Origin of the sequence: Caldiplasma sukawensis, from assembly GCF_052315375.1 — an archaeon.
Taxonomy (GTDB): Archaea; Thermoplasmatota; Thermoplasmata; order Thermoplasmatales; family Thermoplasmataceae; genus Cuniculiplasma.
On sequence record NZ_JBLSDG010000009.1, the window covers coordinates 1 to 22,363 of the forward strand.

General features: G+C 35.2%; 27 protein-coding genes, 1 tRNA gene and 1 pseudogene. 15 read left to right on the forward strand and 14 right to left on the reverse strand.

Annotation, left to right across the window (positions count from 1 at the left end; translation table 11 throughout):
• A pseudogene (locus ACNF4Z_RS05470) lies at positions 1-808 on the forward strand (hypothetical protein); the annotation flags it as partial.
• 1,129 nt (positions 809-1,937) lie between these two features.
• Here ACNF4Z_RS05470 and ACNF4Z_RS05475 read toward each other — a convergent pair.
• A tRNA-Thr gene (locus ACNF4Z_RS05475) sits at positions 1,938-2,010 on the reverse strand.
• A gap of 132 nt (positions 2,011-2,142) precedes the next feature.
• Here ACNF4Z_RS05475 and ACNF4Z_RS05480 point away from each other — a divergent pair.
• The 3 genes from ACNF4Z_RS05480 to ACNF4Z_RS05490 are packed head-to-tail and all read left to right on the forward strand — an operon-like array spanning position 2,143 to position 5,554.
• Positions 2,143-2,721 carry a DUF998 domain-containing protein gene (locus ACNF4Z_RS05480; RefSeq protein ID WP_458328235.1) on the forward strand — a complete coding sequence of 193 codons (579 nt, stop codon included), beginning with the start codon at positions 2,143-2,145 and terminating at the stop codon, positions 2,719-2,721.
• Positions 2,722-2,762: 41 nt separating this feature from the next.
• Positions 2,763-4,430 (forward strand): urocanate hydratase, encoded by a 1,668-nt coding sequence (hutU, locus tag ACNF4Z_RS05485; RefSeq protein WP_458328236.1) that lies wholly within the window; start codon positions 2,763-2,765, stop codon positions 4,428-4,430.
• A gap of 38 nt (positions 4,431-4,468) precedes the next feature.
• The gene (locus tag ACNF4Z_RS05490; protein ID WP_458328237.1) at positions 4,469-5,554 is read left to right on the forward strand and encodes a sugar phosphate nucleotidyltransferase; all 1,086 of its coding nucleotides are present in this window, start codon (positions 4,469-4,471) and stop codon (positions 5,552-5,554) included.
• 2 nt (positions 5,555-5,556) lie between these two features.
• Here ACNF4Z_RS05490 and ACNF4Z_RS05495 read toward each other — a convergent pair whose 3' ends face one another.
• The 4 genes from ACNF4Z_RS05495 to ACNF4Z_RS05510 form a co-directional block, all read right to left on the reverse strand.
• The gene (locus ACNF4Z_RS05495; protein WP_458328238.1) at positions 5,557-6,444 is read right to left on the reverse strand and encodes a coiled-coil protein; all 888 of its coding nucleotides are present in this window, start codon (positions 6,442-6,444) and stop codon (positions 5,557-5,559) included.
• A 76-nt stretch (positions 6,445-6,520) separates the two neighbouring features.
• Positions 6,521-7,153, reverse strand: coding sequence for an orotidine-5'-phosphate decarboxylase (pyrF, locus tag ACNF4Z_RS05500; protein WP_458328239.1), 633 nt, complete (start codon positions 7,151-7,153; stop codon positions 6,521-6,523).
• 28 nt (positions 7,154-7,181) lie between these two features.
• Positions 7,182-8,216, reverse strand: a complete 1,035-nt coding sequence (locus ACNF4Z_RS05505) for a cell division protein FtsZ (RefSeq protein ID WP_458328240.1) — start codon at positions 8,214-8,216, stop codon at positions 7,182-7,184.
• A 46-nt stretch (positions 8,217-8,262) separates the two neighbouring features.
• Positions 8,263-10,161, reverse strand: a complete 1,899-nt coding sequence (locus ACNF4Z_RS05510) for an AMP-binding protein (RefSeq protein ID WP_458328241.1) — start codon at positions 10,159-10,161, stop codon at positions 8,263-8,265.
• A gap of 328 nt (positions 10,162-10,489) precedes the next feature.
• Between ACNF4Z_RS05510 and ACNF4Z_RS05515 the strand changes: the two genes are divergently transcribed.
• Together ACNF4Z_RS05515 and ACNF4Z_RS05520 are read left to right on the forward strand one after the other, a co-directional pair.
• Positions 10,490-11,014 carry a hypothetical protein gene (locus ACNF4Z_RS05515; protein WP_458328242.1) on the forward strand — a complete coding sequence of 175 codons (525 nt, stop codon included), beginning with the start codon at positions 10,490-10,492 and terminating at the stop codon, positions 11,012-11,014.
• 55 nt (positions 11,015-11,069) lie between these two features.
• Positions 11,070-11,582 (forward strand): hypothetical protein, encoded by a 513-nt coding sequence (locus ACNF4Z_RS05520; RefSeq protein WP_458328243.1) that lies wholly within the window; start codon positions 11,070-11,072, stop codon positions 11,580-11,582.
• Here the strand turns inward: ACNF4Z_RS05520 and ACNF4Z_RS05525 are convergent.
• Positions 11,579-12,937 (reverse strand): acetyl ornithine aminotransferase family protein, encoded by a 1,359-nt coding sequence (locus ACNF4Z_RS05525; protein ID WP_458328244.1) that lies wholly within the window; start codon positions 12,935-12,937, stop codon positions 11,579-11,581. The two genes, ACNF4Z_RS05520 and ACNF4Z_RS05525, sit on opposite strands and share 4 nt — an antisense overlap.
• Positions 12,938-13,050: 113 nt before the next feature.
• On the opposite strand from ACNF4Z_RS05525, the gene ACNF4Z_RS05530 reads away from it, so the two are divergent.
• The 6 genes from ACNF4Z_RS05530 to ACNF4Z_RS05555 all read left to right on the forward strand — a co-directional run bounded on the left by ACNF4Z_RS05530 (position 13,051) and on the right by ACNF4Z_RS05555 (position 16,039).
• Positions 13,051-14,034, forward strand: coding sequence for a VIT1/CCC1 transporter family protein (locus tag ACNF4Z_RS05530; protein WP_458328245.1), 984 nt, complete (start codon positions 13,051-13,053; stop codon positions 14,032-14,034).
• A 97-nt stretch (positions 14,035-14,131) separates the two neighbouring features.
• Positions 14,132-14,584 carry a 30S ribosomal protein S19e gene (locus tag ACNF4Z_RS05535; RefSeq protein WP_458328246.1) on the forward strand — a complete coding sequence of 151 codons (453 nt, stop codon included), beginning with the start codon at positions 14,132-14,134 and terminating at the stop codon, positions 14,582-14,584.
• A 13-nt stretch (positions 14,585-14,597) separates the two neighbouring features.
• Positions 14,598-14,939 (forward strand): DNA-binding protein, encoded by a 342-nt coding sequence (locus ACNF4Z_RS05540; protein ID WP_458328247.1) that lies wholly within the window; start codon positions 14,598-14,600, stop codon positions 14,937-14,939.
• 1 nt (position 14,940) lies between these two features.
• Positions 14,941-15,096, forward strand: a complete 156-nt coding sequence (locus tag ACNF4Z_RS05545; protein ID WP_458328248.1) for a 50S ribosomal protein L39e — start codon at positions 14,941-14,943, stop codon at positions 15,094-15,096.
• 9 nt (positions 15,097-15,105) lie between these two features.
• Positions 15,106-15,372 (forward strand): 50S ribosomal protein L31e, encoded by a 267-nt coding sequence (locus ACNF4Z_RS05550; protein WP_458328249.1) that lies wholly within the window; start codon positions 15,106-15,108, stop codon positions 15,370-15,372.
• Position 15,373: 1 nt separating this feature from the next.
• Positions 15,374-16,039, forward strand: a complete 666-nt coding sequence (locus tag ACNF4Z_RS05555; protein ID WP_458328250.1) for a translation initiation factor IF-6 — start codon at positions 15,374-15,376, stop codon at positions 16,037-16,039.
• Here the strand turns inward: ACNF4Z_RS05555 and pyrE are convergent.
• On the reverse strand, positions 16,029-16,532 hold the full coding sequence (gene pyrE / locus ACNF4Z_RS05560; RefSeq protein WP_458328251.1) for an orotate phosphoribosyltransferase: 504 nt from the start codon (positions 16,530-16,532) through the stop codon (positions 16,029-16,031). The two genes, ACNF4Z_RS05555 and pyrE, sit on opposite strands and share 11 nt — an antisense overlap.
• A gap of 32 nt (positions 16,533-16,564) precedes the next feature.
• Positions 16,565-17,014: a DUF5680 domain-containing protein gene (locus ACNF4Z_RS05565; RefSeq protein ID WP_458328252.1), complete on the reverse strand. Its 450-nt coding sequence runs from the start codon at positions 17,012-17,014 to the stop codon at positions 16,565-16,567.
• A gap of 107 nt (positions 17,015-17,121) precedes the next feature.
• Between ACNF4Z_RS05565 and ACNF4Z_RS05570 the strand changes: the two genes are divergently transcribed.
• Both ACNF4Z_RS05570 and ACNF4Z_RS05575 read left to right on the forward strand, forming a co-directional pair.
• Entirely contained in the window at positions 17,122-17,919 is a 798-nt protein-coding gene (locus tag ACNF4Z_RS05570; RefSeq protein ID WP_458328253.1) for a dienelactone hydrolase family protein, read from the forward strand.
• Positions 17,916-18,059, forward strand: coding sequence for a hypothetical protein (locus tag ACNF4Z_RS05575; RefSeq protein WP_458328254.1), 144 nt, complete (start codon positions 17,916-17,918; stop codon positions 18,057-18,059). Before ACNF4Z_RS05570 ends, ACNF4Z_RS05575 begins: the two co-directional genes overlap by 4 nt.
• On the opposite strand, the gene ACNF4Z_RS05580 is transcribed toward ACNF4Z_RS05575, so the two are convergent.
• The 5 genes from ACNF4Z_RS05580 to ACNF4Z_RS05600 are packed head-to-tail and all read right to left on the reverse strand — an operon-like array spanning position 18,051 to position 19,933.
• Positions 18,051-18,656: an METTL5 family protein gene (locus ACNF4Z_RS05580; protein ID WP_458328255.1), complete on the reverse strand. Its 606-nt coding sequence runs from the start codon at positions 18,654-18,656 to the stop codon at positions 18,051-18,053. The genes ACNF4Z_RS05575 and ACNF4Z_RS05580 overlap by 9 nt on opposite strands.
• 1 nt (position 18,657) lies before the next feature.
• Complete coding sequence (locus ACNF4Z_RS05585) at positions 18,658-18,960, reverse strand: hypothetical protein (RefSeq protein WP_458328256.1); 303 nt, start codon at positions 18,958-18,960, stop codon at positions 18,658-18,660.
• A 57-nt stretch (positions 18,961-19,017) separates the two neighbouring features.
• Positions 19,018-19,236 (reverse strand): LSM domain-containing protein, encoded by a 219-nt coding sequence (locus ACNF4Z_RS05590; protein ID WP_458328257.1) that lies wholly within the window; start codon positions 19,234-19,236, stop codon positions 19,018-19,020.
• A gap of 11 nt (positions 19,237-19,247) precedes the next feature.
• Positions 19,248-19,397 (reverse strand): hypothetical protein, encoded by a 150-nt coding sequence (locus ACNF4Z_RS05595; protein WP_458328258.1) that lies wholly within the window; start codon positions 19,395-19,397, stop codon positions 19,248-19,250.
• Positions 19,397-19,933: an exosome complex RNA-binding protein Csl4 gene (locus ACNF4Z_RS05600; RefSeq protein WP_458328259.1), complete on the reverse strand. Its 537-nt coding sequence runs from the start codon at positions 19,931-19,933 to the stop codon at positions 19,397-19,399. The genes ACNF4Z_RS05595 and ACNF4Z_RS05600 overlap by 1 nt, the downstream gene beginning before the upstream one ends.
• Before the next feature lie 135 nt (positions 19,934-20,068).
• On the opposite strand from ACNF4Z_RS05600, the gene ACNF4Z_RS05605 reads away from it, so the two are divergent.
• Positions 20,069-20,239, forward strand: a complete 171-nt coding sequence (locus tag ACNF4Z_RS05605; RefSeq protein WP_458328260.1) for a DNA-directed RNA polymerase subunit K — start codon at positions 20,069-20,071, stop codon at positions 20,237-20,239.
• Between the two features lie 9 nt (positions 20,240-20,248).
• Here the strand turns inward: ACNF4Z_RS05605 and metG are convergent, their stop codons facing one another.
• Complete coding sequence (metG, locus tag ACNF4Z_RS05610; protein ID WP_458328261.1) at positions 20,249-22,360, reverse strand: methionine--tRNA ligase; 2,112 nt, start codon at positions 22,358-22,360, stop codon at positions 20,249-20,251.
• Between the last annotated feature and the right edge of the window lie 3 nt (positions 22,361-22,363).

Below are 22,363 nucleotides of genomic sequence, written 5' to 3' on the forward strand. Positions count from 1 at the left end.
CTTTGATTCATCCAACGGATACATATATGTGGAGAATTCTGGTTCCAACAATGTCTCAGTTATAAATGGTTCAACAAACAAGGTTATCTCAACAATTTCAGTTGGAGCACATCCATATGGATCAGCCTTTGATTCATCCAATGGATACATATATGTTACTAACTTTTTTTCAGGATCTGTAAGCATAATATCTACTGAAAAACCTTCCGCAACATATCCCGTAACATTCACAGAATCCGGTCTCCCATCAGGCACATCATGGTCTGTAACCCTTAACGGTACAACTGAATCATCCACAACAGACACAATAACATTCACAGTACCAAATGGAACATACTCATACTCGGTATTATCTGTATCAGGTTATACTGTAACACCATCATCAGGAAGCATAACTGTCACTGGAGCAGGTGCTTCAGTAAACATAAAATTCACACCTATTAAGACAAATGTTAGCAAATATACAGTCACACTCACAGAATCCGGTCTCCCATCAGGCACATCATGGTCTGTAACCCTTAACGGTACAACTGAATCATCCACAACAGACACAATAACATTCACAGTACCAAATGGAACATACTCATACACTGTCACAAATGTATCCGGCTATTCAGTGTCACCATCATCAGGTTCAGTAACGGTAAGTGGGAAAAGTGTTTCAGTAACCATAACATATACTTCCACATCTACAAGCAAATCTACATCTTCCGGAATCTCTTATGTGGAATTCTACGGCATAATAGGTGCGGTTGTTGCCATTGCAGTCATAGGTTCTGCAGTTGCACTTATAAAGAAGAGAAAATAGTCTCTTCCATCATATTTTCTCAATACTCTTTATTTAAGTGCCTGATCTATTTCATTGAGTGGGAGAAAAACATATATCAGATCAATTAAATACAATTAAATTAGATGCAAGCCTGTCATTTATCAATTGTAATATTTTTGATTATTATGCATTTAAGGCAAAATATTTAAGGGTTTAGATCAACCAGACACACGCATTTTTTCTGATCATGAATATGAATGATCAATTACTTTTTTATTTATAGGATCACAATTAGAAGGAATAATGCCACAAAGACTAAAAAATATACCAATCTTCATAATTCAATCCCTTAAACTTTCAGAGTTTTATTTTAAAACTTTGACAATGGGATTTCATTATCAAAAATTTATGTGTAGAAAATATGGCAAATATAGGGTATTCACGTTTATTCAGAGTTTGGAAAACAAAATTCTGACCTATACATGCGTGTGCAATAGTACTTAATTTATAGGACAAAAATAAAAAAATGCATTTTGAATTTCAGATTCAATCGCATTAAAACATCTAGAATTATTAGGTCTGTAATAAAATTTGGATGTTTAAAAATGGGAGAATCTGTTTTAAAAATGAGTTAAATTGTTTTTAATTTCAAAAGTCTTATATTTATTTTTTGATTATATTATTATGGCGAAAAGTAGTGCCCGTAGATTAAAAAGGGAAGTAAGAAAAAAAGGCTATCTTTTAGAAAGCGATTATTTCTGCACGATTTGTTAAAAAGATATAAAAATCATTTCAGACCTTATAAGAAATAATGATGGAATTAAAAGGGGAAAATTAAAATGAATTTCACAAAAATGTTTTTAAAATTGGCAGTTTTATTGGGATTGATATTATTTATTCGTATATTTTTAGAATAGAAGAGCATCTACCAGCTATTGTTCGGCCTGCTTATGATAATCTGATTTCTTTCCTGACAATATTGACTTTATTGGCGATATTTGTCACGGTCATATATACCGCATTGATCTCGTAGATTTTGTTCAATGATTCGGCACGAAGAAGGTATGATTATTATTTTTCATATTCTTGCATTTTTATATAATTAAAAATGTGAATTAGTATATAAAGAAAAATTTTTTCAAAAAATTATTTGGAGCGAATTATAAGAAGCCACTGGAGGGATTTGAACCCCCGACCTGCTGATTACAAGTCAGCTGCTCTACCACCTGAGCTACAGTGGCAATCAACTAAGTGATATAATTTCTTATTAGAAATACTTTAAGAAACTGGCACTGTTTTAACATTTATTATCTTTATATATAAAGAAAATAAAAGTATAGAAAAAATAATATTATATATTCTGGTAAATATTCATGGATGAAAAGAAACAGATTAAATATGGTGCACTCATTATTTTCATTGGAATTTTGATCTTTTATTTCGGCGTAAATATATCAGAATTCCTTCAGCCGGTTTACAGCGTTTCAAAGAATTCGATAAGTCATCTTGGAATAGCTTCCTACCCCTACATATTCAATGGGGCAATAATTTTACTTGGTATAACAGAAATCATAGGTAGTTATCTTTTGAAAATTTATAATAAATATTTTTTCATATTCATAATGCTTGGTGGAATTGGATCTGCTGGTGTTGGTATATTTAATGAACACTTTGGTTTTATTCATCTCGTATTTGCTTTTCTTGCATTCTTTTTTGGTTCAGCTGCCTCTTATATAGTATTGAGAAAGGAGAGGAATTTTGTTTCTGTAATATACGCCACTCTTGGAACAATATCAATAGTATCTCTGGTCTTATTTTCAATAGGAATCCTGGCAAAAATGCCCTCTTTCTATTTGGGATTGGGAGAGGGTGGTATGGAAAGGATGATTTTCATTCCTGAAGTATTATGGTCTCTTGCATTTGTATCAGCACTGGCGTTTAAAAATAGCTGATTTTTCAAAGACTAAATATACATTTTTTCTTATATGGAATTATGCAGGAATTTAGAGAGATAAGGGCACCAAGAGGTAAGCGCCTGAATACCAGAGGATGGCAACAGGAGGCAGCACTCAGACTTTTAATGAATAATCTGGATCCTGAGGTTGCAAAGGATCCAAAGAATTTGATAGTTTACGGCGGAAAGGGAAAGGCTGCCAGAACTTGGAGAGATTTTGATGAGATAGTTTCAATGTTGAAAGAACTTTACACAGATGAGACACTCCTCATTCAATCTGGTAAACCTGTTGGAGCGTTCAAAACTTCCAAAGATTCACCAAGGGTTCTGATAGTAAATGCTCAGATAGTACCAAGATGGGCAACTGATGATATATTCTGGGACCTTGAAAGGAGAGGACTCACAATGTTTGGACAGATGACAGCGGGTTCATGGATATACATAGGTAGTCAGGGAGTTCTGCAAGGTACTTACGAAACACTTCACGCACTTGCAAAGAAGGAGTTTGGTCAAGATGACCTTAAGGGTAAATGGGTTTTGACTGCCGGTCTTGGAGAGATGGGTGGAGCTCAACCTCTGGCAATAACCATGAACAATGGTGTTGGCATAATTGTTGATGTCGATCAGGAAAAGATAGACAGAAGGTTAAAGGGAAAATATCTTGACGTTCAGGCCAAAGATCTTGAGACTGCCCTTAAAATGAAAGATGAAGCACTCAGTGAGGGAAAACCCTTGTCAATAGGTCTTCTTGGAAATGCAGCAACCATTTATACAGAACTTGTGAATAAAGGAATAGTTCCTGACGTGGTTACTGATCAGACAGCAGCACATGACCTGAATCTTGGATATATTCCAGAGGGTTTTACAGTTGAAAGTGCAAAAGAACACCTGGAGAAAAATCATGACGATTATATCAGGAAAGTTTACGAATCAATATCCAAGGAGGTAAGGGCTATTCTCGAATTCAAGAAGATGGGCTCAAAGGTTTTTGATTATGGTAATAATCTCAGAACAAGAGCTAAGGAAAACAACGTTAAGGATGCATTTGAAATAGAGGGTTATGTGCCCGCATATCTCCGGGACCTATTTTCCATAGGTTCAGGTCCATTCAGATGGGTTGCGCTTTCAGGAAATCCAGATGATATATTCAGAATAGATAAGGAGATATCCTATCATCTAAGTTATAATGAACACCTAGTGAAATGGTTGAAACTGGCACAAGAAAAGGTAAAATTTCAGGGGTTGCCAGCAAGAATATGCTATGCTGCCTACGGAGAGAGGGAAAAAATAGGATTGATTATAAACGATCTTGTGAAGGATGGACAGATCGAGGCTCCAGTTGCAATAGGAAGAGATCATCATGACACCGGATCAGTTGCATCTCCATTCAGGGAGACTGAGAACATGAAGGATGGAAGTGATGCAATTGCAGACTGGCCAATCCTGAATGCACTTTTGAATGCAGTGTCAGGTGCAACATGGGTTTCTGTTCATCACGGTGGGGGAACAGGTATAGGAAATTCAATACACTCTGGTTTTGTTCTTGTTGCTGAAGGCACAAAGGAATCTGAAGAAAAAATAAAAAGGGTTCTAAATGCAGATCCAGGCATAGGTGTGATACGCCATGCAGATGCAGGATATGATTCCTCCTCAGAATTGATAAAAAAGGGTGTAAAATTTAAAGTTCCATACTATAATGAAAAATAAGCTGGAAAAAAATATAATATAATTCATTATTTTGAAATATGGAAATAAAAGGAATACTGATGGCTGGTGGCAAGGGAACCAGGCTAAGACCTTTAACGTATTCAATTCCAAAACCAATAATTCCTGTTGCTGGTCGTCCATGTATTGATTATGCCATAAATTCTTTCAAAAGTGCAGGAATTGAGGACATAATAGTAACTACGGGATACAAATTTGAGTCACTTATAAAGGGAATCATGGAAAATGATCTTGGTTCTAAAAGCATACTCTATTCTGTTGAAAAAGAGCCAATGGGAACAGCGGGTGGAATAAAACTGGTGGAGAATTTCATTGACAACACAATGATGGTTGGTAGTGGAGACGTTCTTACAGATTTTAATCTGAATGAAGCATTGGAGTTTCACAGGGATAATTCCAATCTCATCACAATCATTCTTACAGAGGTGGATGATCCAACTCAATTTGGTATTGTAGAAACAGATGGTAAATACGTGAAAAAATTCCTTGAAAAACCATCGAAGGATCAGATATTTTCAAGATCAATCAATGCAGGAATATATATAATGGAGCCGGAAATTTTCAGGTACATACCAAAGGGTGTGCCTTATGATTTTGCTAAGGATCTATTCCCTAAATTGCTTTCAGAAGGCATAAAGATAGGTGCAATTAAATTGAAGGGGACTTGGCTTGATGCAGGAAGGCCTCATGACTTAATTAAGGGAACTCAACTGATGATAGCAAAATACGGAAGAGAATATAACCTGAAATATTTGAGTGGAACTGCAATAATAAAAGAAGAGCCAATGGGTAAAAACTTCAGATTACAGGGTAACTGTTATCTAGGACAGAATGTGAAGTTTGGTGACGGGGTTATTGTGGAAAATAGTGCTATTTACAGTAATGTGAGAATATTGGATAATTCAAGGATTTCAAATTCTATCATATTTGAAAATTGTGTCATTGAGAATGATAGTACTATAGAAGGATCATTGTTGATGAGAGGAATAAGAATCGGTTCAAAGACAGAAATTCATGACAGCGCACTTGCCTCAGGAATAAACATTCAGGGTGGCTCAAAAATATTTAATGTATCCTTATCTTCAGAAAATTCAGAAAATGAATAATTTTAAAGTAGACCTGCTTTTTGTAGAATTAAAAGGTCATCCGTAGTAAGCTGCTCACCATTTATGAATTTATTATATAGTTCCACAGCTTTGGTTTGCAATTCTCCTTCCTTCTCCTTCTTTTTTGTAGCTTTATTCTTTGAACTCAATGAGTGAATCATATTTTCTACTTCTTTGAGGTCTTTTTTTACTTTTATGAATTCCTGGTGTTCCTTCTCAGCCTCTTTATTGTTTTTTATGAAAAGTTCATGAAATTCATCTGCTTTCTTCTTGTTCTCATCAAGCTCCAGAAGTCCATTATTTATCTCTTCTCCAAGCCTGTTTATCTCTTTTGATATGGAATCTATTTCAGCCTTAAGTTTATCATACTCTTCTTTTCTTTTATTTATTTCATCAGAAATTTCTTTGTACGATTTACTTTGCTGTATGCTCTCATCTACCTTTGTTTTCATTATTTTTATTTCGTTTGCAAGTTTTCTTATCTGAAGAACAATCTTGTTCTCCTCATCCTTTGATAATTCTGTGGTTTGCTGCTTGTCCTCCAGTCTTTTCAACTCTCTTTCCTTTTTCTTCAGCTCAGCCGGATTGTATTCATCCGATTTGAAATTCTTTTTCTGTTCTCTTATCTTCTCTCTTAACTTTTTAAGGTCCTGAAAAACCTGTTCTTTCTGATCCCTAAGCTTCTGAACTTTCTCTATAAGCGCAGACTTTTCAGAAATCTTTTGCAAAACAGCCTCTCTCATTGACTTCGTCTTTTGGTTTAACTTATCTCTTTCCTCAGCATAGTAATGGCTTTCGCTTGAAAAGCTGTCTCTCTTTCTTACATGTTCATCTGCGAGTTTCTTTAAAAGATCTTTTTTCTGTTCTAATTCTGGAAGGACTTCACTCATAATGATCAGTCATCGCCTTATAATGACTGTATTTACCTTTCTAATATATAACTTTCGTAATGTGATAACCTCTTTATTATTCCTTAATCGTTTTTATAATATCTTCAACAGTTTTCCTAGGATTTTCTGATTGATAAATTGTTCTTCCAACAATTATATAATCTGCTCCATTTTTAATTGCATCCTTATGATTTCCACCTTGAGCTCCTATGCCCGGTGATATTATTTTCATGTTTCCTTTAATCTCTGCAATCTCTTTTAACAATTTGTAATCGTTCCCTGGAGCAACTATGCCGTAAACTCCAACATCCCTGGCTGTTTCTATTAAATCCATATAAAATCTATTCATAAACGCTTTGGCACCATCGTTGCTCATGGCACATACTGCAAAGACATTTGTTCCATCTGCAGATTTTACAACCTCCATAAGGGAGTCTTTTCCTGGAAAAACATGTGATATGTATCCAAATGGTTCATAATCTTTAAATTGTTCTATTATCATCCTGTTGGTATTTGGAATGTCGGCAATTTTAAGGTCCAGTATAACATTTCCAATTTTTGACAATTCCCCTACTATACTTTTTCCACATGATAATATTGTTGGCCAGTTGATCTTGAAAGAGAACACAAGATCATTAATATTTGAGGCAATATCCAAAAGATTATTCCTGTTCAGTATATCCAAAGAGGCTATAATTCTACTTTTCATCTTTCATTATGTTTTGCATATTAAAATATTATACTGAGGGGATTGCTTCCTCCTCTTTTCTCAGTCCAGAATTAATTTCGTTTGATTTTACACCACTCATTACAATGGTTATCTTCACGGCCCCTTTCATCTGTTCGTTTATGTCAAGACCATAAATGATCTCTGAGTTCGGACCTGTCTTCTCTCTCAATATTTTCAGTATTTCCTTGAGTTCCTTCACTTTAAGATCAGATCCCTCAATTTTAACAAGGACTCCCCTTGCATCGGTGCAATCATAATCTATTATTGAGTTTTTCAATGAATTCTCGATAGCAAATTTAATCCTTTCCTCGCCACCTGTTCCTGTACCACTCCCAGTCATAATCTCTCCGGATTCATATGCAACTCTTGCAAAATCGTTAAAATCAATATTTATGAGTGATGGCTTTCTTATTAACTCTGAAATATTCTCTATCTGATTTATAATGAAATCATTTGCAATCTCATAAACTTCCGAGTTTCTTCTCTCCCTGTATATCTCTGATATCTTCTGGTTCTTTATTTCAAATATGGTGTTACAATACTTTTTCAGTTCTTCCACACCCATGTTAGCAAATACCTTGTTCTGTTCCCCCTCATTATTCAATGGCATGGTTACAAAACACATGGTCATTACATTGTTTTTCTTCGCCATCCTTGCTATTTCAGGAGTTGCACCAGTACCGGTCCCTCCTCCCATTCCGCAAATGAGAAAAACCAGATCAAATTTTTTTATCAGGTTTTCCAGTTTATTATCATCCTCAATAGCTGCCTCTTTTCCCTTCTGTGGATCATTTCCTGATCCTCTTCCCTTTGTGGCTGAATTCATTCCAATTACTATCTTATTTGCTATTTTCTTCTCTCTCATGGATATTGCTTCCGTGTTAATTCCAACCTTAATTACACCATTAAGCTTCCCTTTGATTTCCATATCCTCTATTACATTGCATCCGGCTCCCCCTATCCCCAAAACAGCTATCCTGACAAGGGAACTTTTATTGTACTCCTCAATCTTGTCATCCAATTCACTATCAAGAACTGACATTCGTCTTACCTCAATAAGACAACATTATAATAATATTTAATATTTTCTATTGTTTGTATAATATATTTTTACCAATTTCTTTTATTTTGTATACAAGATCAGGATTGGCAAGTGTGGAAATATCTCCAGTTTCCTCATTACAGAGAGCCGCCCTCAGCACTCTTCTCATTATCTTTCCGTTTTTAGTTTTTGGTAGTTCATCCAGGCAAACAATATATTTGGGCTTGAAAGATTTGCCAAAATATGCTGTTACTCTCTCTTCTATTTCCATTTTAGTCTGTTGACTGTTATTCCCAGTATAAAATATACCGATAGCCTCACCTTTTTGTTCGTCTGGAATCCCCACTACGGCAGTTTCAGTCACTCCATTTATCCTATCACATATGTCTTCAATTTCACCAGGTCCTATTCTTTTTCCTGAAGTTTTTATTACATCGTCTGATCTGCCCAGAAGAAAGAAATATCCCTCTTTTGTCTGTATGGCCCAGTCTCCATGGACCCAGTATCCTTTGACTTTACTCCAGTATGATTTTATGTATCTTTCATTATCTTTCCATATCCCTCTGGTCATTGATGGTAAATGAGAATCTGTTGCAAGATATCCCGGAGAATTGAATACCTCATTTCCATTGTCATCAATGACTTTAACTCTCATACCAAGGCCACGGTAAAGACATGAATTGAATAAAGGTATGGAGGGTGTGGAGGCAAGAAAACATCCTATTATGTCAGTTCCTCCTGATACATTGCATATTGGTATGCTTTTTTTTCCAAGTTCTTTGAAAAGGTAATCATAAGATTCAGAATCCCAAGGTTCACCGGTAGAGGCAAAGGCTTTCAACCCTTTAAACGATCTTTTTATTCCTGCAGCCTTTAATGACCTCACAAAAGTGGGAGATAAACCAAGAATGGTAACATTATTTTTCTCAACAATTTCCCAAATTCTCTCCTTATTTGGATAATCAACAGCCCCTGGATATAGAACACATGTACCTCCTAAAGCATTTGATCCAATAATTTCCCACGGGCCCATCATCCAACCAAGATCTGTGATCCAGAAAAGAGTATCTTTTTCCTTAAAATCAAGATAATATTTTACTTCCTTGACCACATTAATGAAAGAGCCGCCATGAACATGAATAGTTCCCTTTGGCTTACCTGTTGTTCCTGAGGTGTAAAGCATTATTGCAGGTTCCTCAGAATTCATTTCTTCCGACTTTATGTATTCTCCACTCTCCAGAAATTCATTGTATTCTAACCAGTTACCTTTTTTTCCATTTATTACAATAAGTGTAAAGCCAAGACCATCAATGGTTTCTGCCATTCTTATTTTTTTCCCCTTTCTTTCATATTCATCTATTGTGAAAATGTATCTTATACCTGCGTCCTCTCCTCTTACCTTAACAGCTTCTTCTCCATATCCTGAAAAGATAGGTACGGCCACCATACCTGCTCTCATTATTGCGTACATTGAGATGACCGCCTCTGGTATCATGGGTAGATATATCCCAACTCGATCACCTTTTTTCAGCCCTAATTTTTTTAATGATCCTGCTAATTTTCCAGATAATCTGTCAAGTTCCTTATATGAAATTTCCTTTCTTTCACCACTCTCAAATTCTGCAATGATTGCAACTTTTTCAGAATCCTTATATCTTTCAACGCAGTTGTATGAAATGTTGATTTTTCCATTTACATACCATTTTGTAAATTCCTTACCATTGCTGTCGTCAGCAACTTTACTATACCTTTGATAAAACTCAATTCCCAAAAAGTCAGGAAGTTTCTCATAGAAATCCAGAATATTATCATCTGAAAATTCATAAAGAGAGTTTATATCGGATAATCCAAATTTTTTTGCAAGGTCCAAAAGGTTACTATTCTCAACGTGGGTATTATCAGGTATGTATAATTCAGCCAATTTATTTCCGTTTAATTCTATCATTATTGTAAATGTATCTTTTTATTAATTATATTTCCCCAGTGTCCATATCTTTTTAATTATGACACTCTGAAATGAAAATTTCATTTCATTAAAAATAAATGACGTTTTCTTCCGTAATTATTCGTGTCGAAAGTTTATTCATAAACATACATCTTCTTTCATAATATTCAAAAATACAAAAAATAGGTAGGGCAGACTAAATTTATGTTATATGATTTTTCTTTTTATCTTGAATTTTATCATGAATAATTTAGCAATTATTTTATAAAATTCTATTAAGAAACGAAAATTGTAAATATTTTTATATATGTAATTATATCTAAATAAGATGTCAACAAACAGGTCAAGTCATATTATAATTATTGTCAGTTCAGTTATAGGTCTTCTGTTTGCAGCTATTTCACTGGCATTCCCAGTTTTTTCAATAAAGGAAACCAGTTCGGGTTCAATAATTCAGGTTTCTCAAACATTTAACCTAAGTTTTTTTAATTTGTCCTATTCTGCTTTTGGTATAAATCATAGCGTATCCATATTTTCCAAAAATTTAGATTTAAAATATTTTCCTGATATAGTATTGGCCTCACTTGTTATATTGATACTTTCAATGGTTTTTTACCTTATTCAAGTAGTATATACTGGAATTAATGGGAACAAAATGAGAGGCGGTAAGAGAACTTTTGCAGTAATCGGAATGATATTTGGAATTCTTTCGCTAGGTGTTTATTATGCTGCAATACTTTACCTCATTAATGTCATAAACTCTTCCAACGTTTCATATTCTTACTTTCCAAGCATTGGGTTTTATTTCATAATCGTTTCAATTATCGGAGGTATTATTGCAACAATCTCTTAATTCATTTCTAATAATTCACTGCAAATCTATTATATTATTAGGAATTTAGGAAAGGTTGAACGGTAGCATATACGAAAGAGAACTTGTATCAATCCTTTCAGGCAATAAGAATTCTATAAAGAAAATATCAAAAAATCTTGACATACTGGAGGCAGACAATTACAGGTCAATTGAAAATAAGCCATTTTTTGTATCTAGATCGGCTGGTTCAAAAGGCGCGGATATAATAGCTGTAAGGTATGATCTATCTTTTATAATAGAGGTTAAAAGCAGTTCAGATGATGTTCTAACCTTCTCTTCATCTTCGGGTAGAAATCAAAAACAGGCAGGAAAACTGATAGACCTTTGTGAAAAAGCAGGAATAATGTTGATCTATGCATTCAGGCTAAAAAAATATGATGGCGATCCATGGAGAGTTTTCAGGTTGCCAGGCAATCCAAAGGGAAGAATGAGAATAGTTTACAATTTTCTACCAGAGGTATACAAATCTAAAAATGGAAATTTTATAATCAAATTTAATGATGGTATGAAGCTGAATGAATTTCTTTCCTTCATTAATAAAGATTAAAGAGATTGTTTTATTCCTTTTTCAAGAGCTTCAATCCCTTCGTCTATCTGTGCCTCATTTATTATAAGAGGCGGTATCAGCCTTATTGCACTTTCTCCTGTTCCTAGAACAATTATACCGTTTTGGAAAGCTTTGTATTCCACAGTGTTTCTTAATTTAACTGCTGGTTTCTTGGATCTCCTATCCTCAACAAAGTCTATTGCTTGCATCAGTCCAATACCTCTCACATCTCCAATCACATCGTACTTTTCCTGAAGCTCTTCCAGTCTCTTCCTTAACTTTGCTCCCATTTTTTCAGCATTCTTCACAGCATTTTCCTTTTTCATAGCCTCAATGGTTGCAATACATGAAACAGATGCCAAAACATTACCACCGTATGTGTTTGAGTGAAGGCCCTGCTCTGGGAAGTCATATTCTGACTTTATAACTATTGCACCCATAGGTAACCCATTTGCAATTGCTTTTGCAAGAGACATTACATCAGGTTCAACTCCAAAGTGTTCAGAAGCAAAATATTTTCCTGTTCTACCGAAGCCTGTCTGAACCTCATCAACAAGGTAAAGCATATCATTGTCGTGTGCAAGTTTCATCAGTTTTTTGTGGAAATTCATTGGTGGAACAATGTAACCCCCCTCTCCCTGTATAGGTTCAACCATAACTGCAGCCACATTTTCCTTTGGAGCATACATGTTCAGTGTGTATTTCTCTATAAATTCCAAAACGGCCTCAGTCAACTCCTCTGGATGCTCGTACCCATCAATTCCGAATGGGTTCCTGTATGGATTTGGAAACGGTACATGCTCAACTCCTGGCATAGTTGGAAATAACCATTTCTTTTGAATTGCTTTGGACGCCGTGAATGAAAGAGAGCCCTGGCTTCTTCCATGAAATGCACCTATGAATGCTATGAACTGGCTTTTCTTTTTGTTTATCCTTGCCACTTTTATGGCAGCTTCATTGCTCTCAGTTCCGCTGTTGGTAAAGAATACCTTCTTAGGGCTGTTTCCTGGAGATATTGAAATGATGGATTTTGCAGCTTCGACCTGCTCTTTATAGTAAAAATCAGTACCTGCAAAATGCCATAGTTTCCAGAGCTGTTCCTGAACTTTTTCTGTAATGTATGGATGGATATGGCCCATATTATTCACACTTATACCAGCTGCAAAATCAATATACACGTTATCATCAACATCTCTGACATAAACTCCCTTTGCATCCCTGGCAGCTATTGGCAGGGATTTGGTGCTGGTTACAAGATATTTTTCATCATCAGAAACTATCTCCTTTGCCCTTGGACCTGGTGGGGTCACCTTTATTGAAACATGTTCAAAATTATTTTTTTCCTGTTCCTGCATAATTATCAATATGTAAAGAGAAAGTGAATTTAATATGATTTCTTTGGAGATTCGAGATTAATTTACGATTTTCGTAATATATACTTTATATGTTTGAAGTTAATTGAGCATTAATGGAGAAAAACAAGGAGAAGGAGTTTCTCATTTCATTCTATAAGGACGAACTAACAGATATGGAATTTTACAATAGACTTGCAAAGTCAACAAATGATATGGAATTTAAGGATAAACTTTTTTTTCTGGCAGGAATAGAAAAAACCCATTCTGAATATTGGGGACAGAAGCTTACGGAGTATGGTGAAAAAATTGAACGTTTTAGATATAAAAAATTGAGAGTCTCACTACTTTATTTTCTCTCATTCATCCTTGGCAAAACACTGACCATTAATCTTCTTGAAAGGGGTGAAGTGGAAAGCATTATTAAATACAAAAAATTCAGAAAAAGTTTAAAAAATGAGGAAATCAAAGGTGGTCTGGATAAAATAATTGAGGATGAATTGAGCCATGAAAGTGTATTTAACAGTATGAATGAAACCACCGAGCAATTTCTCGACAGGATTCAGGCGACAATATATGGTATGAGCGATGGTCTTGTAGAAGTTCTTGCGGCAGTTGCCGGATTGACTGGAATAATTCAAAATGACTTTATTATAGGACTGGCTGGGATTGTAGTAGGTATTGGTGGAACTATAAGTATGAGTTTAGGTTCATTTTTATCAAAATCATCAGAAAGTGAATTCAGGATATCTAATATTAAAAGAGAGAACCTACTAAACAATGAAAACAGATCAGATGAAATAAAAGAGCAAAAGAAAAGGTCTACAAATTCTGCACTTTACACAGGTTTATCATACATTCTAGGTGCAATTTTCCCCGTATTCCCATTCTTTATAGGAATTGGAAACTATGCAATCATACTTTCGGTGATTCTTGTGGCCTCTGTGCAGGGTATTACCAGTTCAATTATTGCAATATCTCTCAATACATCAATAATGAAATCTGTTGCGAGAGCTTCAGTACTATCTGTTCTTGCTGCACTTGCAACATATATAATCGGCTTAACATTCCACATATATTTCCACATAAGTGTGCTCTAAAACAATAAAATACAATTATTTTTTTTCAAATCTTAAAACGATTGGAAGAAAAAAGTTATTAACATTTTGAAAATACAGTCTGACTGAGTGAGCAAAGATGGTAAACATTAAGCAGGTACCACCAAAATTATTAATTGAAAAAATGAAAGAAGAACTTCAAAAAGATGAAAAAATATCCGAGCCAGAGTGGACAAAATATCTTAAGGCGGGTTCCCATAGGGAGAAATCATGGACACAAGATGATTGGTATTATAGAAGGCTGGCTTCTACATTAAGGAAGGTTTATGTGAAGGGGAAGATCGGAATTCAAAAAATTTCATCAGATTATGGAGGAAAAAGAGATAAGGGATCTGCAATGTATCACCCAGTTGAGGGTAGCAGGTACATCATAAGAAAAATGTTTCAGAAACTTGAAGAACTTGGTTATCTGGAAAAAACTAAGGAAGGAAGAAAGGTAACTCCAAAGGGGGAAGCCTTCATGCACAAATGTGCTGAGAATATAATGAAGGATATTTCAGAAAAGATGCCGGAAATTAAAAAATACCTCTGAGGGGGTTGTTAAAATGGATGAGGACAGGGAGCTTGAGGAAATAAGAAGGAGAAAGCTTCAGGAGATTCAGAACAGCAGGGCTGCTCAGGAAGAACTGGAGCAGGAAAAAGCTGCACAGGAGGCTGAAAGAGCAAGAAAGATGCAGATACTCAGGCAGATACTTGATCCTAAAGCAAGAGAAAGGTTGTCAAATTTGAGGTTGGTTAAGCCGGATATGGTTGAAAATGTTGAAAATCAGCTTATTCAACTGTATTCCATGGGAAGGATCAACAGAGTAATTAACGATGATGAATTAAAGCAGCTATTGGGAAAAATGATGGACAGTAAACGTGAAATTCATATAGAGAGGAGATAAAATGAGCAGGAATAAAGAGACTGGAAGGAAGATAAGGTTATTAAAAAAAATGAAGCAGAATAGAAGAGTACCTGGTTGGGTTATATTGAGAACCGATAGGAAGGTAACTCAGAATCCATATAGCAGAAACTGGAGAAGAAACAAGCTTAAACTATGAGGTGAAATAGTGGCAGAGGATGTATCAAATGAAATTATAATAACGGTGAATCTGAGAAAGGCTGTTAACAGCTCAAAAAAAAGAAGGGCTGATTCAGCAATTTCAATTTTAAAGAAATCTGTATCCAGATATACAAAAACAGAAATTGGTAAAGTCTGGATAGATCAGAAAGTTAATGAAGAAATATGGAAGAGAGGAAAATACAAAATACCTTCGTACATAAAAGTTAAGGCATTGAAATTACAGAATGGGGAAACCGAAGTATTGATGCCTTAAAATGATAAAAAAATTATCCATATTTAGCAATCCATTCATAGGCCTATACGTAAGGGCTTTTGACGATGTGGCCATAATCCCCTCAATTCTTGATGATAATGTAAAAGCAGAGGTTAAAGAAGTTTTAGGGGTTAAATTGCTTGAAAGTTCAGTAGATCCATCCTATATGTATGGAGTTTTTTCCGTTATTAATGGTAATGGATTGATAGTAAGTGGTTTTCAGATGAAAGGGAAAATAGATTTTGAACTTGGCGATAGAAACATTATGTATATGGACGAGGTAATAAACGCCGTTGGTAATGACATTATTGCAAACGATCATGCCGCTATGATACATGAGGATTATGATCCGGCAACTGTTAAAAAAGTAGAGGATGTTCTGGGTGTTGAAACAGTAAGAGGGAGAATAGGGGCATTTCCTACTGTTGGATCTGCAGCTGTTGTTACAAACAGAGGAATGCTTGTAAACCCTGAGGTAGATGAAGACTCTATGGAAATTCTAAAGGATCTTTTCAAGGTAGAAATAAAGACAGGAACTGCAAACTTTGGGAGCCCCATGGTAGGAGCAAGCATAATAGCTAACTCAAAAGGGGTTCTGGTAGGTTCAGATACAACATCAATAGAACTTTTAAGAATTGATGATGTTTTTTTTCCTTCTAATCCTTGAGAATATCCCTCACATTAATTATTCCTATTAATTCAACGCCATTCTCACTAAGTTTTTCTCTCCCACCCTCATTCCTATCCACAACGGTTATGACTCTTTTTACCTTCATGCCATTTTCTCTCAACACATTCACGGCCCTTAAAACGGATGCTCCAGTTGTAACAACATCCTCGATTATGTCCACTTCCATATCATTTACAGGATTTCCTATCAGTATTTTTTTTAGTCCATGTGTTGCTTCCTTTCTTATTATAAAATAGGGTATTTTCATCTCATATGCAACAGCAGAAACAATTGGAACTGCACCCAATTCAACGCCTCCCACAGCCTCTCCCTTAATCCTTTTACAAACTTCACTCACTATTTCCTTAAGTATATGGGGAAATGCACAGGCATCCTTAATATCTACGTAATAATTTGATTTCTTTCCTGAACTCAAAGTAAATTCCCCTCTTTTTATTGCCCCGCTTTCCATAAGCATTTTTCCAAGCATCTTATCCTCAATGCTAATTTATTAATGTATTTTTATTCTATGAGGCAGCCTGAGTAATGCTGTTCATAAATAATCTCATCATCAAACTTCACAGTTTCATATCCCATAAAATAATCAATTTCTCCCTCCCACTGGTTTTCATAGGTAAAATTGTCAACCGTATAAAATTGAGGGCCCCTAACTGGAAATTCTCTCTCTGTTTTTGATAGTGCCTCTTCAATAACATGTTTAATTGAGGAGTATGGAAAATCTTCATAAACAGTTATACCGGAATAAACTATTGAAAAAACAGGTACTGAATTTTTCATAATATACTCTATACCTGAGAAACTATTGGTTCCTGAGAAATTATTAATATATTCAAACTCCCCTTTTTTGTAGATTTCTGAATATATTTTTCTGACACTCTTTCTCTCATCAGTCACCCTGAATTTCAATTTACTCCTGACTTCATTCAAAAAATCAAAAATTTCCTCATTCATTAAACAGGAATGATCTATTTAGATTATAACTTTCGTTAATTCAAAATCATATTTTTTGAATATAAATAATTTGTAAAAATTTAACTAGTTAAAATATATTGATCATCATGGATGATCTTTCAGAAAAAATTGGGAAATTTAAAGGAACAACTGGGGTCAATATGGATTTTTATGAAGTCCACAAAACTGGAAACGAGAGTGGCAAAAAGGTCATTGTGATCTCTGAAATCTGGGGCGTGACGGCATTCATAAAGGATTTTTCAAAAAGGCTTGCAAGGGAGGGTTACGTAGCTTATGCACCTGATCTCTACTCAAGGCCGGAGGACAAAAATGTATTCACTGAGGAAAATATAATGGATGCAATGCGCCCCATGTGGTCACTTCCACCTGAAAAAAGAAGGGATCCAGAAGCCATTAAACAGATATTTTCAAAGTTAAATGATAACGGAAAGAAAATATTCACAAAGGTTACACAGGAAAGGGAACAGATGGAAAAACAGATGATTTCAGATCTTAAAAGTTTCTATGATCAGACGATCAAGAATGGAGAAAAAGTTGGTGTGGTCGGATTCTGCATGGGAGGAGGTCTCGCATTTCAATTAACCACAGAGAGGCCATTTTCAGCAACTGCGGTATTCTACGGTGCAAATCCAAGGAATCTTGACGATTTAAAAAACGTAAAGGGGGCAATCACAGGCTTTTATGCAGGTGAGGATAGCGGAATAAATGCAGGATTAAGCGATCTGGTAAAGAAGGTTGTTGAGTTAAAACTAGATTTTGAAATGAAACTATACCCTGGAACATATCATGCATTTTTCAATGATACGGGTATGAGCTATAACAAGGATGCCTCAATGGATGCATGGGAAAAACTGAAACACTTTTACAGGAGGTACCTTCAATGAGTGAGCTTAAGGAGAATGAAGAGGGTATTTTTGACGGATGTTTCTATGTGTGGGTGGACGTTACAAAGAAGTATATGGAAGGAAAAAATGTTAAAAGTATATTCAACAACTATGAAAAATTAAAAGAAAATTCAAAATGAAGAATTTATAGCAGAAACAAAAAGCACTTTAATCATCACTTTTTCATTTTTATGATGTGGGTATATATTCTTTATAACAAATTTTTCAATTTCAAACCTAGTAATCTCTGCCCTCTCAGAAACATACTTTTTCACAAAATCATAAGCCTTTTCATTATGTATGAAATAAATGTATTTTGAGGTTTCAAATATTTTATCCATTAATGGGAGATCATTGTTTTTTCTATAAGAACCAAATGGAGGGTTACACAGGGAAGTATCATATCTTCCAATAAGGTTGGATATGTCCGATGCGTATAGAGTGAAAGATTTCTCTTCCCCAATATTTCTGAGAATAACGTTCACCTGGTCAAGATCCACCTCTATGGCTACAACATGTTCAGCTCCAAGCAGAAGGCTTCCATATGAGAATAGACCATTTCCTGAACCTGCGTCAAGAACGGTTCTTTGCTTTATATTTCCATCCAGATAAGCGTAATGCAATAACTGAGAAGCTATGATAGGATCAGTTTCATACTGTTCAAGTTCTATCTTCCTATTTCTAATGGGTAAAAGGTTTTGAATCTTAATTTCCAGATATTTTTTGTCTATTTTCAATTCAGGTTGAAGTGGCCATTTCTATAATTCTTTTTGCCATTAACTCAGACTCCTGAGTTGAATACCCTCTCTTCATTAATATGGATTCAATGTTTTTGATGGCTCTTTGTCTCTTCCATGTTCCCTCTTCATGAACGGCCTGTACTATATAATAAACAAGCTCCTTATCTACGTCCATCCCTAGCCTTTCCCTTAGCTTAATCTGCCATATAGGAATAAGAATAACAGGAATGTTCCTCAGATTATTGCTCTCTCTTCTCTTTGCAATAATCTTTTCGATATCCTTTCTCGCATTCCTTGCCATCGGGTTGCAATCTAACTAAAGTAAATAAATCTATTTTTATTCAATAAAATATATAATTTATATTATCTTTGTAATTCTAACAATGTTTGATCCTCTAAGAATAATTTTCCCAAGTTTTCTCGTTGAGTTTTCTCCCATTTCCTCAGCTGTTTCAAGAACCATGTTCATGAATTCATCAAAACCTGCAAGCGTTCCCTCATATACTCTGTTATCCTTTATCAGGACTGAAACTTTTTTTGACAGACTATCTTCAAGCATTTTCATCGGCAGCATCATCCCATTTCACCTCAATTAAATTCGTCATCCTCCATTGAATCCTGCTTCATAATATATTGTATGAGTCCTCTCAGCATTTCTTTCATTTCATCAAGCTCAGCCCTGAGGTTTTTAACCTCCGCGTTTAGTTTTAGCACATCATCATTTATTGTCCTTTCCATCATAACACCCCATAATCCTTACTTGTCTTCCTCATCTCTGATCTCTCACAGTTTCTGCAGTAGAGTGAGCTTCCATTTAGAACCAGTATGTTCCTGCATCTGCTGCATCTTGATCTAATCACTCCAAATTCATGTCCTTGAAGGCTTATCTCATAATTCTGACTCTTTCTTACAACCATGCCTTTTATGAAGTCTCCAATTTTAACCATTGTACCGAGATGTCCATCATAGTTTCTTATGAAGCCCTCATCCTCTATGTACAGTATTTTCTCACCCTGTTTCAAACCAACAATCCTTACCAGCAGTTGCTTCTGGTCAGATTTTATGATCTGGCCATAAATAACATCACCTGGTTTAATGGTTATTCTCTCTTTCCCATCATCAACCATTATCTCAAGTTTCTTAACGTCTCTAATGACTTTTCCGGCTTTCAGAGATATTATCTTCCCGTTAATCTCCATTGTATTCTTTGAAGGAAAATATTCCTCTGCAGTTGACAGTTTATCACCTGGTATAACGACTTCCAATTTTTCCAATCAGATCAACGAAGTAAGTTTTTTAACTTTATTAATTTTTTTAAAAAAAACCTGATTTTATGGGCTTTTATTAATTTAAAAATGAAACAAAAAATTATTATAGAGTTATTTATTACCTTAATTCCTGCGATTTTTATGCAACATACAAAATTCGAAAAAGCTAGGATAATAGGGGCTCGTGCTTTGCAAATATCAATGGGTGCTCCCGTTATCATAGACATACCCAGAAACGTTATAGATCCTGTTGATATTGCATTGATGGAATACGAGAATGATGTTATACCAATAACTGTTAGAAATAATTAAAAATAGTTTTTATTTTATGATGGATCTTGGTGAAACCTTTCCATCCACAAATATTGCCATTTTTCCATTTGCTAGAAAGGGAAGTCTTTCCCTCCCTACCTTTGCGGTTGGAACAATCCTTCCTCCAATTTCTTCAACTCTCAGTTCATAAGAATAAAGGTTTTCAATGTCTATCTTACTAACTCCGCTGAATTTAAGATTTCCAAATGTCACATGTGTTCCTTCAGGTTCATCCGTTGTTAATATGTGTGCACCATTTTCATCCTGGGCTGCAAGAAGCATCCCCTGTGATTCAATCCCTCTTATTTTTGAATGTTTTAGATTTTTAACAACAATTATTTTCTTTCCTCTTATGCTTTCGGGACTGTAATAAGCCCTAAGTCCAGCAACTAATTCAATTTCCCCATCACCAAGAGATACCTTAAGGTGAAGTAGCCTGTCAGCATCGGGATGAATTTCAGCATCAATTACCCTTCCCACAACTAAATCCACATCCACCTGGTCATCCTTTGGAAGGGATAGTTTTTCAAATGGCACTTTTCTCTGTTCTATCCTGTATTTCTTAAAATTATCCATCTCACCAAATTCTCTTGGAAATTTTTCTTGGTGCATACTGTACCATATTTCCTCAGTGGAAAATGGTACAAAGGGGTGGAGCGTCACTGTAAGCAAGTCAATTGATTCCATTGCATGGTAAAGAAGATCAGAACAGGCAACTGGATCATTTTTAATTAGTTCCCATGGTTTTCCATCATTCACATACTGGTTTGCCCTTTTCACAAAATCTAGCCATATATCCAGAGACTTTCTGAATTCAAGCTTTCCCATATTTTTAATATAATCTGAAAGGAATTTCTTTCCATCCTCAACTATAGAACCTGAGAGACACCTTTCTTCATTGTGTTCAGGCATTATTGATTTACCAGATGAAAAAGAAAGCACCCTGTTAACAAGGTTGCCATATTTGCCTATGAGCTCAGAATTTACCTTGTTTTCCAGCTCTTCAAGAGAGAAATCAGAATCCGAATTCTCAGGAAGAATTGATGAAAGGTAGTATCTCAGATAATCAGGTGGTATAATTTGAAGTATTTCATTAACTGTGTAACCTATACCCTTTGATTTTGAGAATTTTTCCCCCTTAAATCTCAGGTATTCATTTGCAGTAACCCTCTCAGGAAGAAAATCCATTCCTGATGCCATGAATATTCCGGGAAGAAAGATTGAATGAAAAAATATATTATCCTTTCCCATAAAATAATAAAGTTTTGAACTCTCATACAATTTTTTCCATTCATTCATATTATCCGTATCATTCAGATACCTTCTTATGTTTGTTATGTACCCAAGCAAGGCCTCAAACCAGACGTATATTCTCTTTTCTTTCATGTCATCTTCGGGTACCTTTACACCCCAATCCATATCCCTTGTTATTGACCTGTCAATTAATCCACCGGAAGATATGTTTAAGGAAAAATCCCTTACATTTTTTCTCCAATCTTTCTTTCCACTTAGCCAGGAAACAATTTCATCCTGTAACGAGCTTATCCTGAAAAATATATGCTCTGTCTCACGAAATTCCGCAGCTGAACCGCATATGGCACAATAAGGCTTTATGAGTTCCTGTGGATCATATGTCCTTCCGCATTCATCGCATTGATCTCCCCTTGCATTTACATTGCCGCAGTTTGGGCAAGTACCGTTCACATATCTGTCAGGAAGAAACCTTTTCTCCGTTGGACAGTATGCTGATGTCACATTTTTTCTGTAAAGATAACCTCTTTCTTTAAGAATTTTATAGAAGTAATTCACAGTCTCCTGATGAAGTGGATCCATTGTTTCCCCAAAGTTATCAAAAAATATCCCAAGTCTTTTAAAAGTTTCAAAATGTTCTTTGTGAAATTTTTCAGCAATCTCCTTTGGAGATTTTTTTTCTTTTTCAGCTTTCAATGCTATGGGAGTCCCATATTCATCACTTCCAGAGATGAATATTGTTCTTTTCCCGTTTAGCTTAGAGAATCTGTTGAATATGTCTCCGGAGAGGTATGCCCCAGCTATATGGCCTATATGCAGGGAATTGTTTGCATATGGGAGTGCACAATTTATTATTACAGTTTCTTTCATAAT

Bases quoted from the DNA above. Each gene is read 5' to 3' on its own strand.
- ACNF4Z_RS05525 (WP_458328244.1), bottom strand. From the start codon at position 12,937: ATGCAGGAACAGGAAAAAAATAATTTTGAACATGTTTCAATAAAGGTG.
- metG (WP_458328261.1), bottom strand. From the start codon at position 22,360: ATGAAAGAAACTGTAATAATAAATTGTGCACTCCCATATGCAAACAAT.
- ACNF4Z_RS05570 (WP_458328253.1), top strand. From the start codon at position 17,122: ATGGATGATCTTTCAGAAAAAATTGGGAAATTTAAAGGAACAACTGGG.
- ACNF4Z_RS05515 (WP_458328242.1), top strand. From the start codon at position 10,490: ATGTCAACAAACAGGTCAAGTCATATTATAATTATTGTCAGTTCAGTT.
- ACNF4Z_RS05530 (WP_458328245.1), top strand. From the start codon at position 13,051: ATGGAGAAAAACAAGGAGAAGGAGTTTCTCATTTCATTCTATAAGGAC.
- ACNF4Z_RS05490 (WP_458328237.1), top strand. From the start codon at position 4,469: ATGGAAATAAAAGGAATACTGATGGCTGGTGGCAAGGGAACCAGGCTA.
- ACNF4Z_RS05480 (WP_458328235.1), top strand. From the start codon at position 2,143: ATGGATGAAAAGAAACAGATTAAATATGGTGCACTCATTATTTTCATT.
- ACNF4Z_RS05565 (WP_458328252.1), bottom strand. From the start codon at position 17,014: ATGAATGAGGAAATTTTTGATTTTTTGAATGAAGTCAGGAGTAAATTG.
- ACNF4Z_RS05595 (WP_458328258.1), bottom strand. From the start codon at position 19,397: ATGGAAAGGACAATAAATGATGATGTGCTAAAACTAAACGCGGAGGTT.
- ACNF4Z_RS05575 (WP_458328254.1), top strand. From the start codon at position 17,916: ATGAGTGAGCTTAAGGAGAATGAAGAGGGTATTTTTGACGGATGTTTC.
- ACNF4Z_RS05510 (WP_458328241.1), bottom strand. From the start codon at position 10,161: ATGATAGAATTAAACGGAAATAAATTGGCTGAATTATACATACCTGAT.
- ACNF4Z_RS05545 (WP_458328248.1), top strand. From the start codon at position 14,941: ATGAGCAGGAATAAAGAGACTGGAAGGAAGATAAGGTTATTAAAAAAA.
- ACNF4Z_RS05535 (WP_458328246.1), top strand. From the start codon at position 14,132: ATGGTAAACATTAAGCAGGTACCACCAAAATTATTAATTGAAAAAATG.
- hutU (WP_458328236.1), top strand. From the start codon at position 2,763: ATGCAGGAATTTAGAGAGATAAGGGCACCAAGAGGTAAGCGCCTGAAT.
- ACNF4Z_RS05505 (WP_458328240.1), bottom strand. From the start codon at position 8,216: ATGTCAGTTCTTGATAGTGAATTGGATGACAAGATTGAGGAGTACAAT.
- pyrF (WP_458328239.1), bottom strand. From the start codon at position 7,153: ATGAAAAGTAGAATTATAGCCTCTTTGGATATACTGAACAGGAATAAT.
- ACNF4Z_RS05590 (WP_458328257.1), bottom strand. From the start codon at position 19,236: ATGATGCTGCCGATGAAAATGCTTGAAGATAGTCTGTCAAAAAAAGTT.
- ACNF4Z_RS05585 (WP_458328256.1), bottom strand. From the start codon at position 18,960: ATGGCAAGGAATGCGAGAAAGGATATCGAAAAGATTATTGCAAAGAGA.
- ACNF4Z_RS05495 (WP_458328238.1), bottom strand. From the start codon at position 6,444: ATGAGTGAAGTCCTTCCAGAATTAGAACAGAAAAAAGATCTTTTAAAG.
- ACNF4Z_RS05555 (WP_458328250.1), top strand. From the start codon at position 15,374: ATGATAAAAAAATTATCCATATTTAGCAATCCATTCATAGGCCTATAC.
- ACNF4Z_RS05540 (WP_458328247.1), top strand. From the start codon at position 14,598: ATGGATGAGGACAGGGAGCTTGAGGAAATAAGAAGGAGAAAGCTTCAG.
- ACNF4Z_RS05605 (WP_458328260.1), top strand. From the start codon at position 20,069: ATGCAACATACAAAATTCGAAAAAGCTAGGATAATAGGGGCTCGTGCT.
- pyrE (WP_458328251.1), bottom strand. From the start codon at position 16,532: ATGCTTGGAAAAATGCTTATGGAAAGCGGGGCAATAAAAAGAGGGGAA.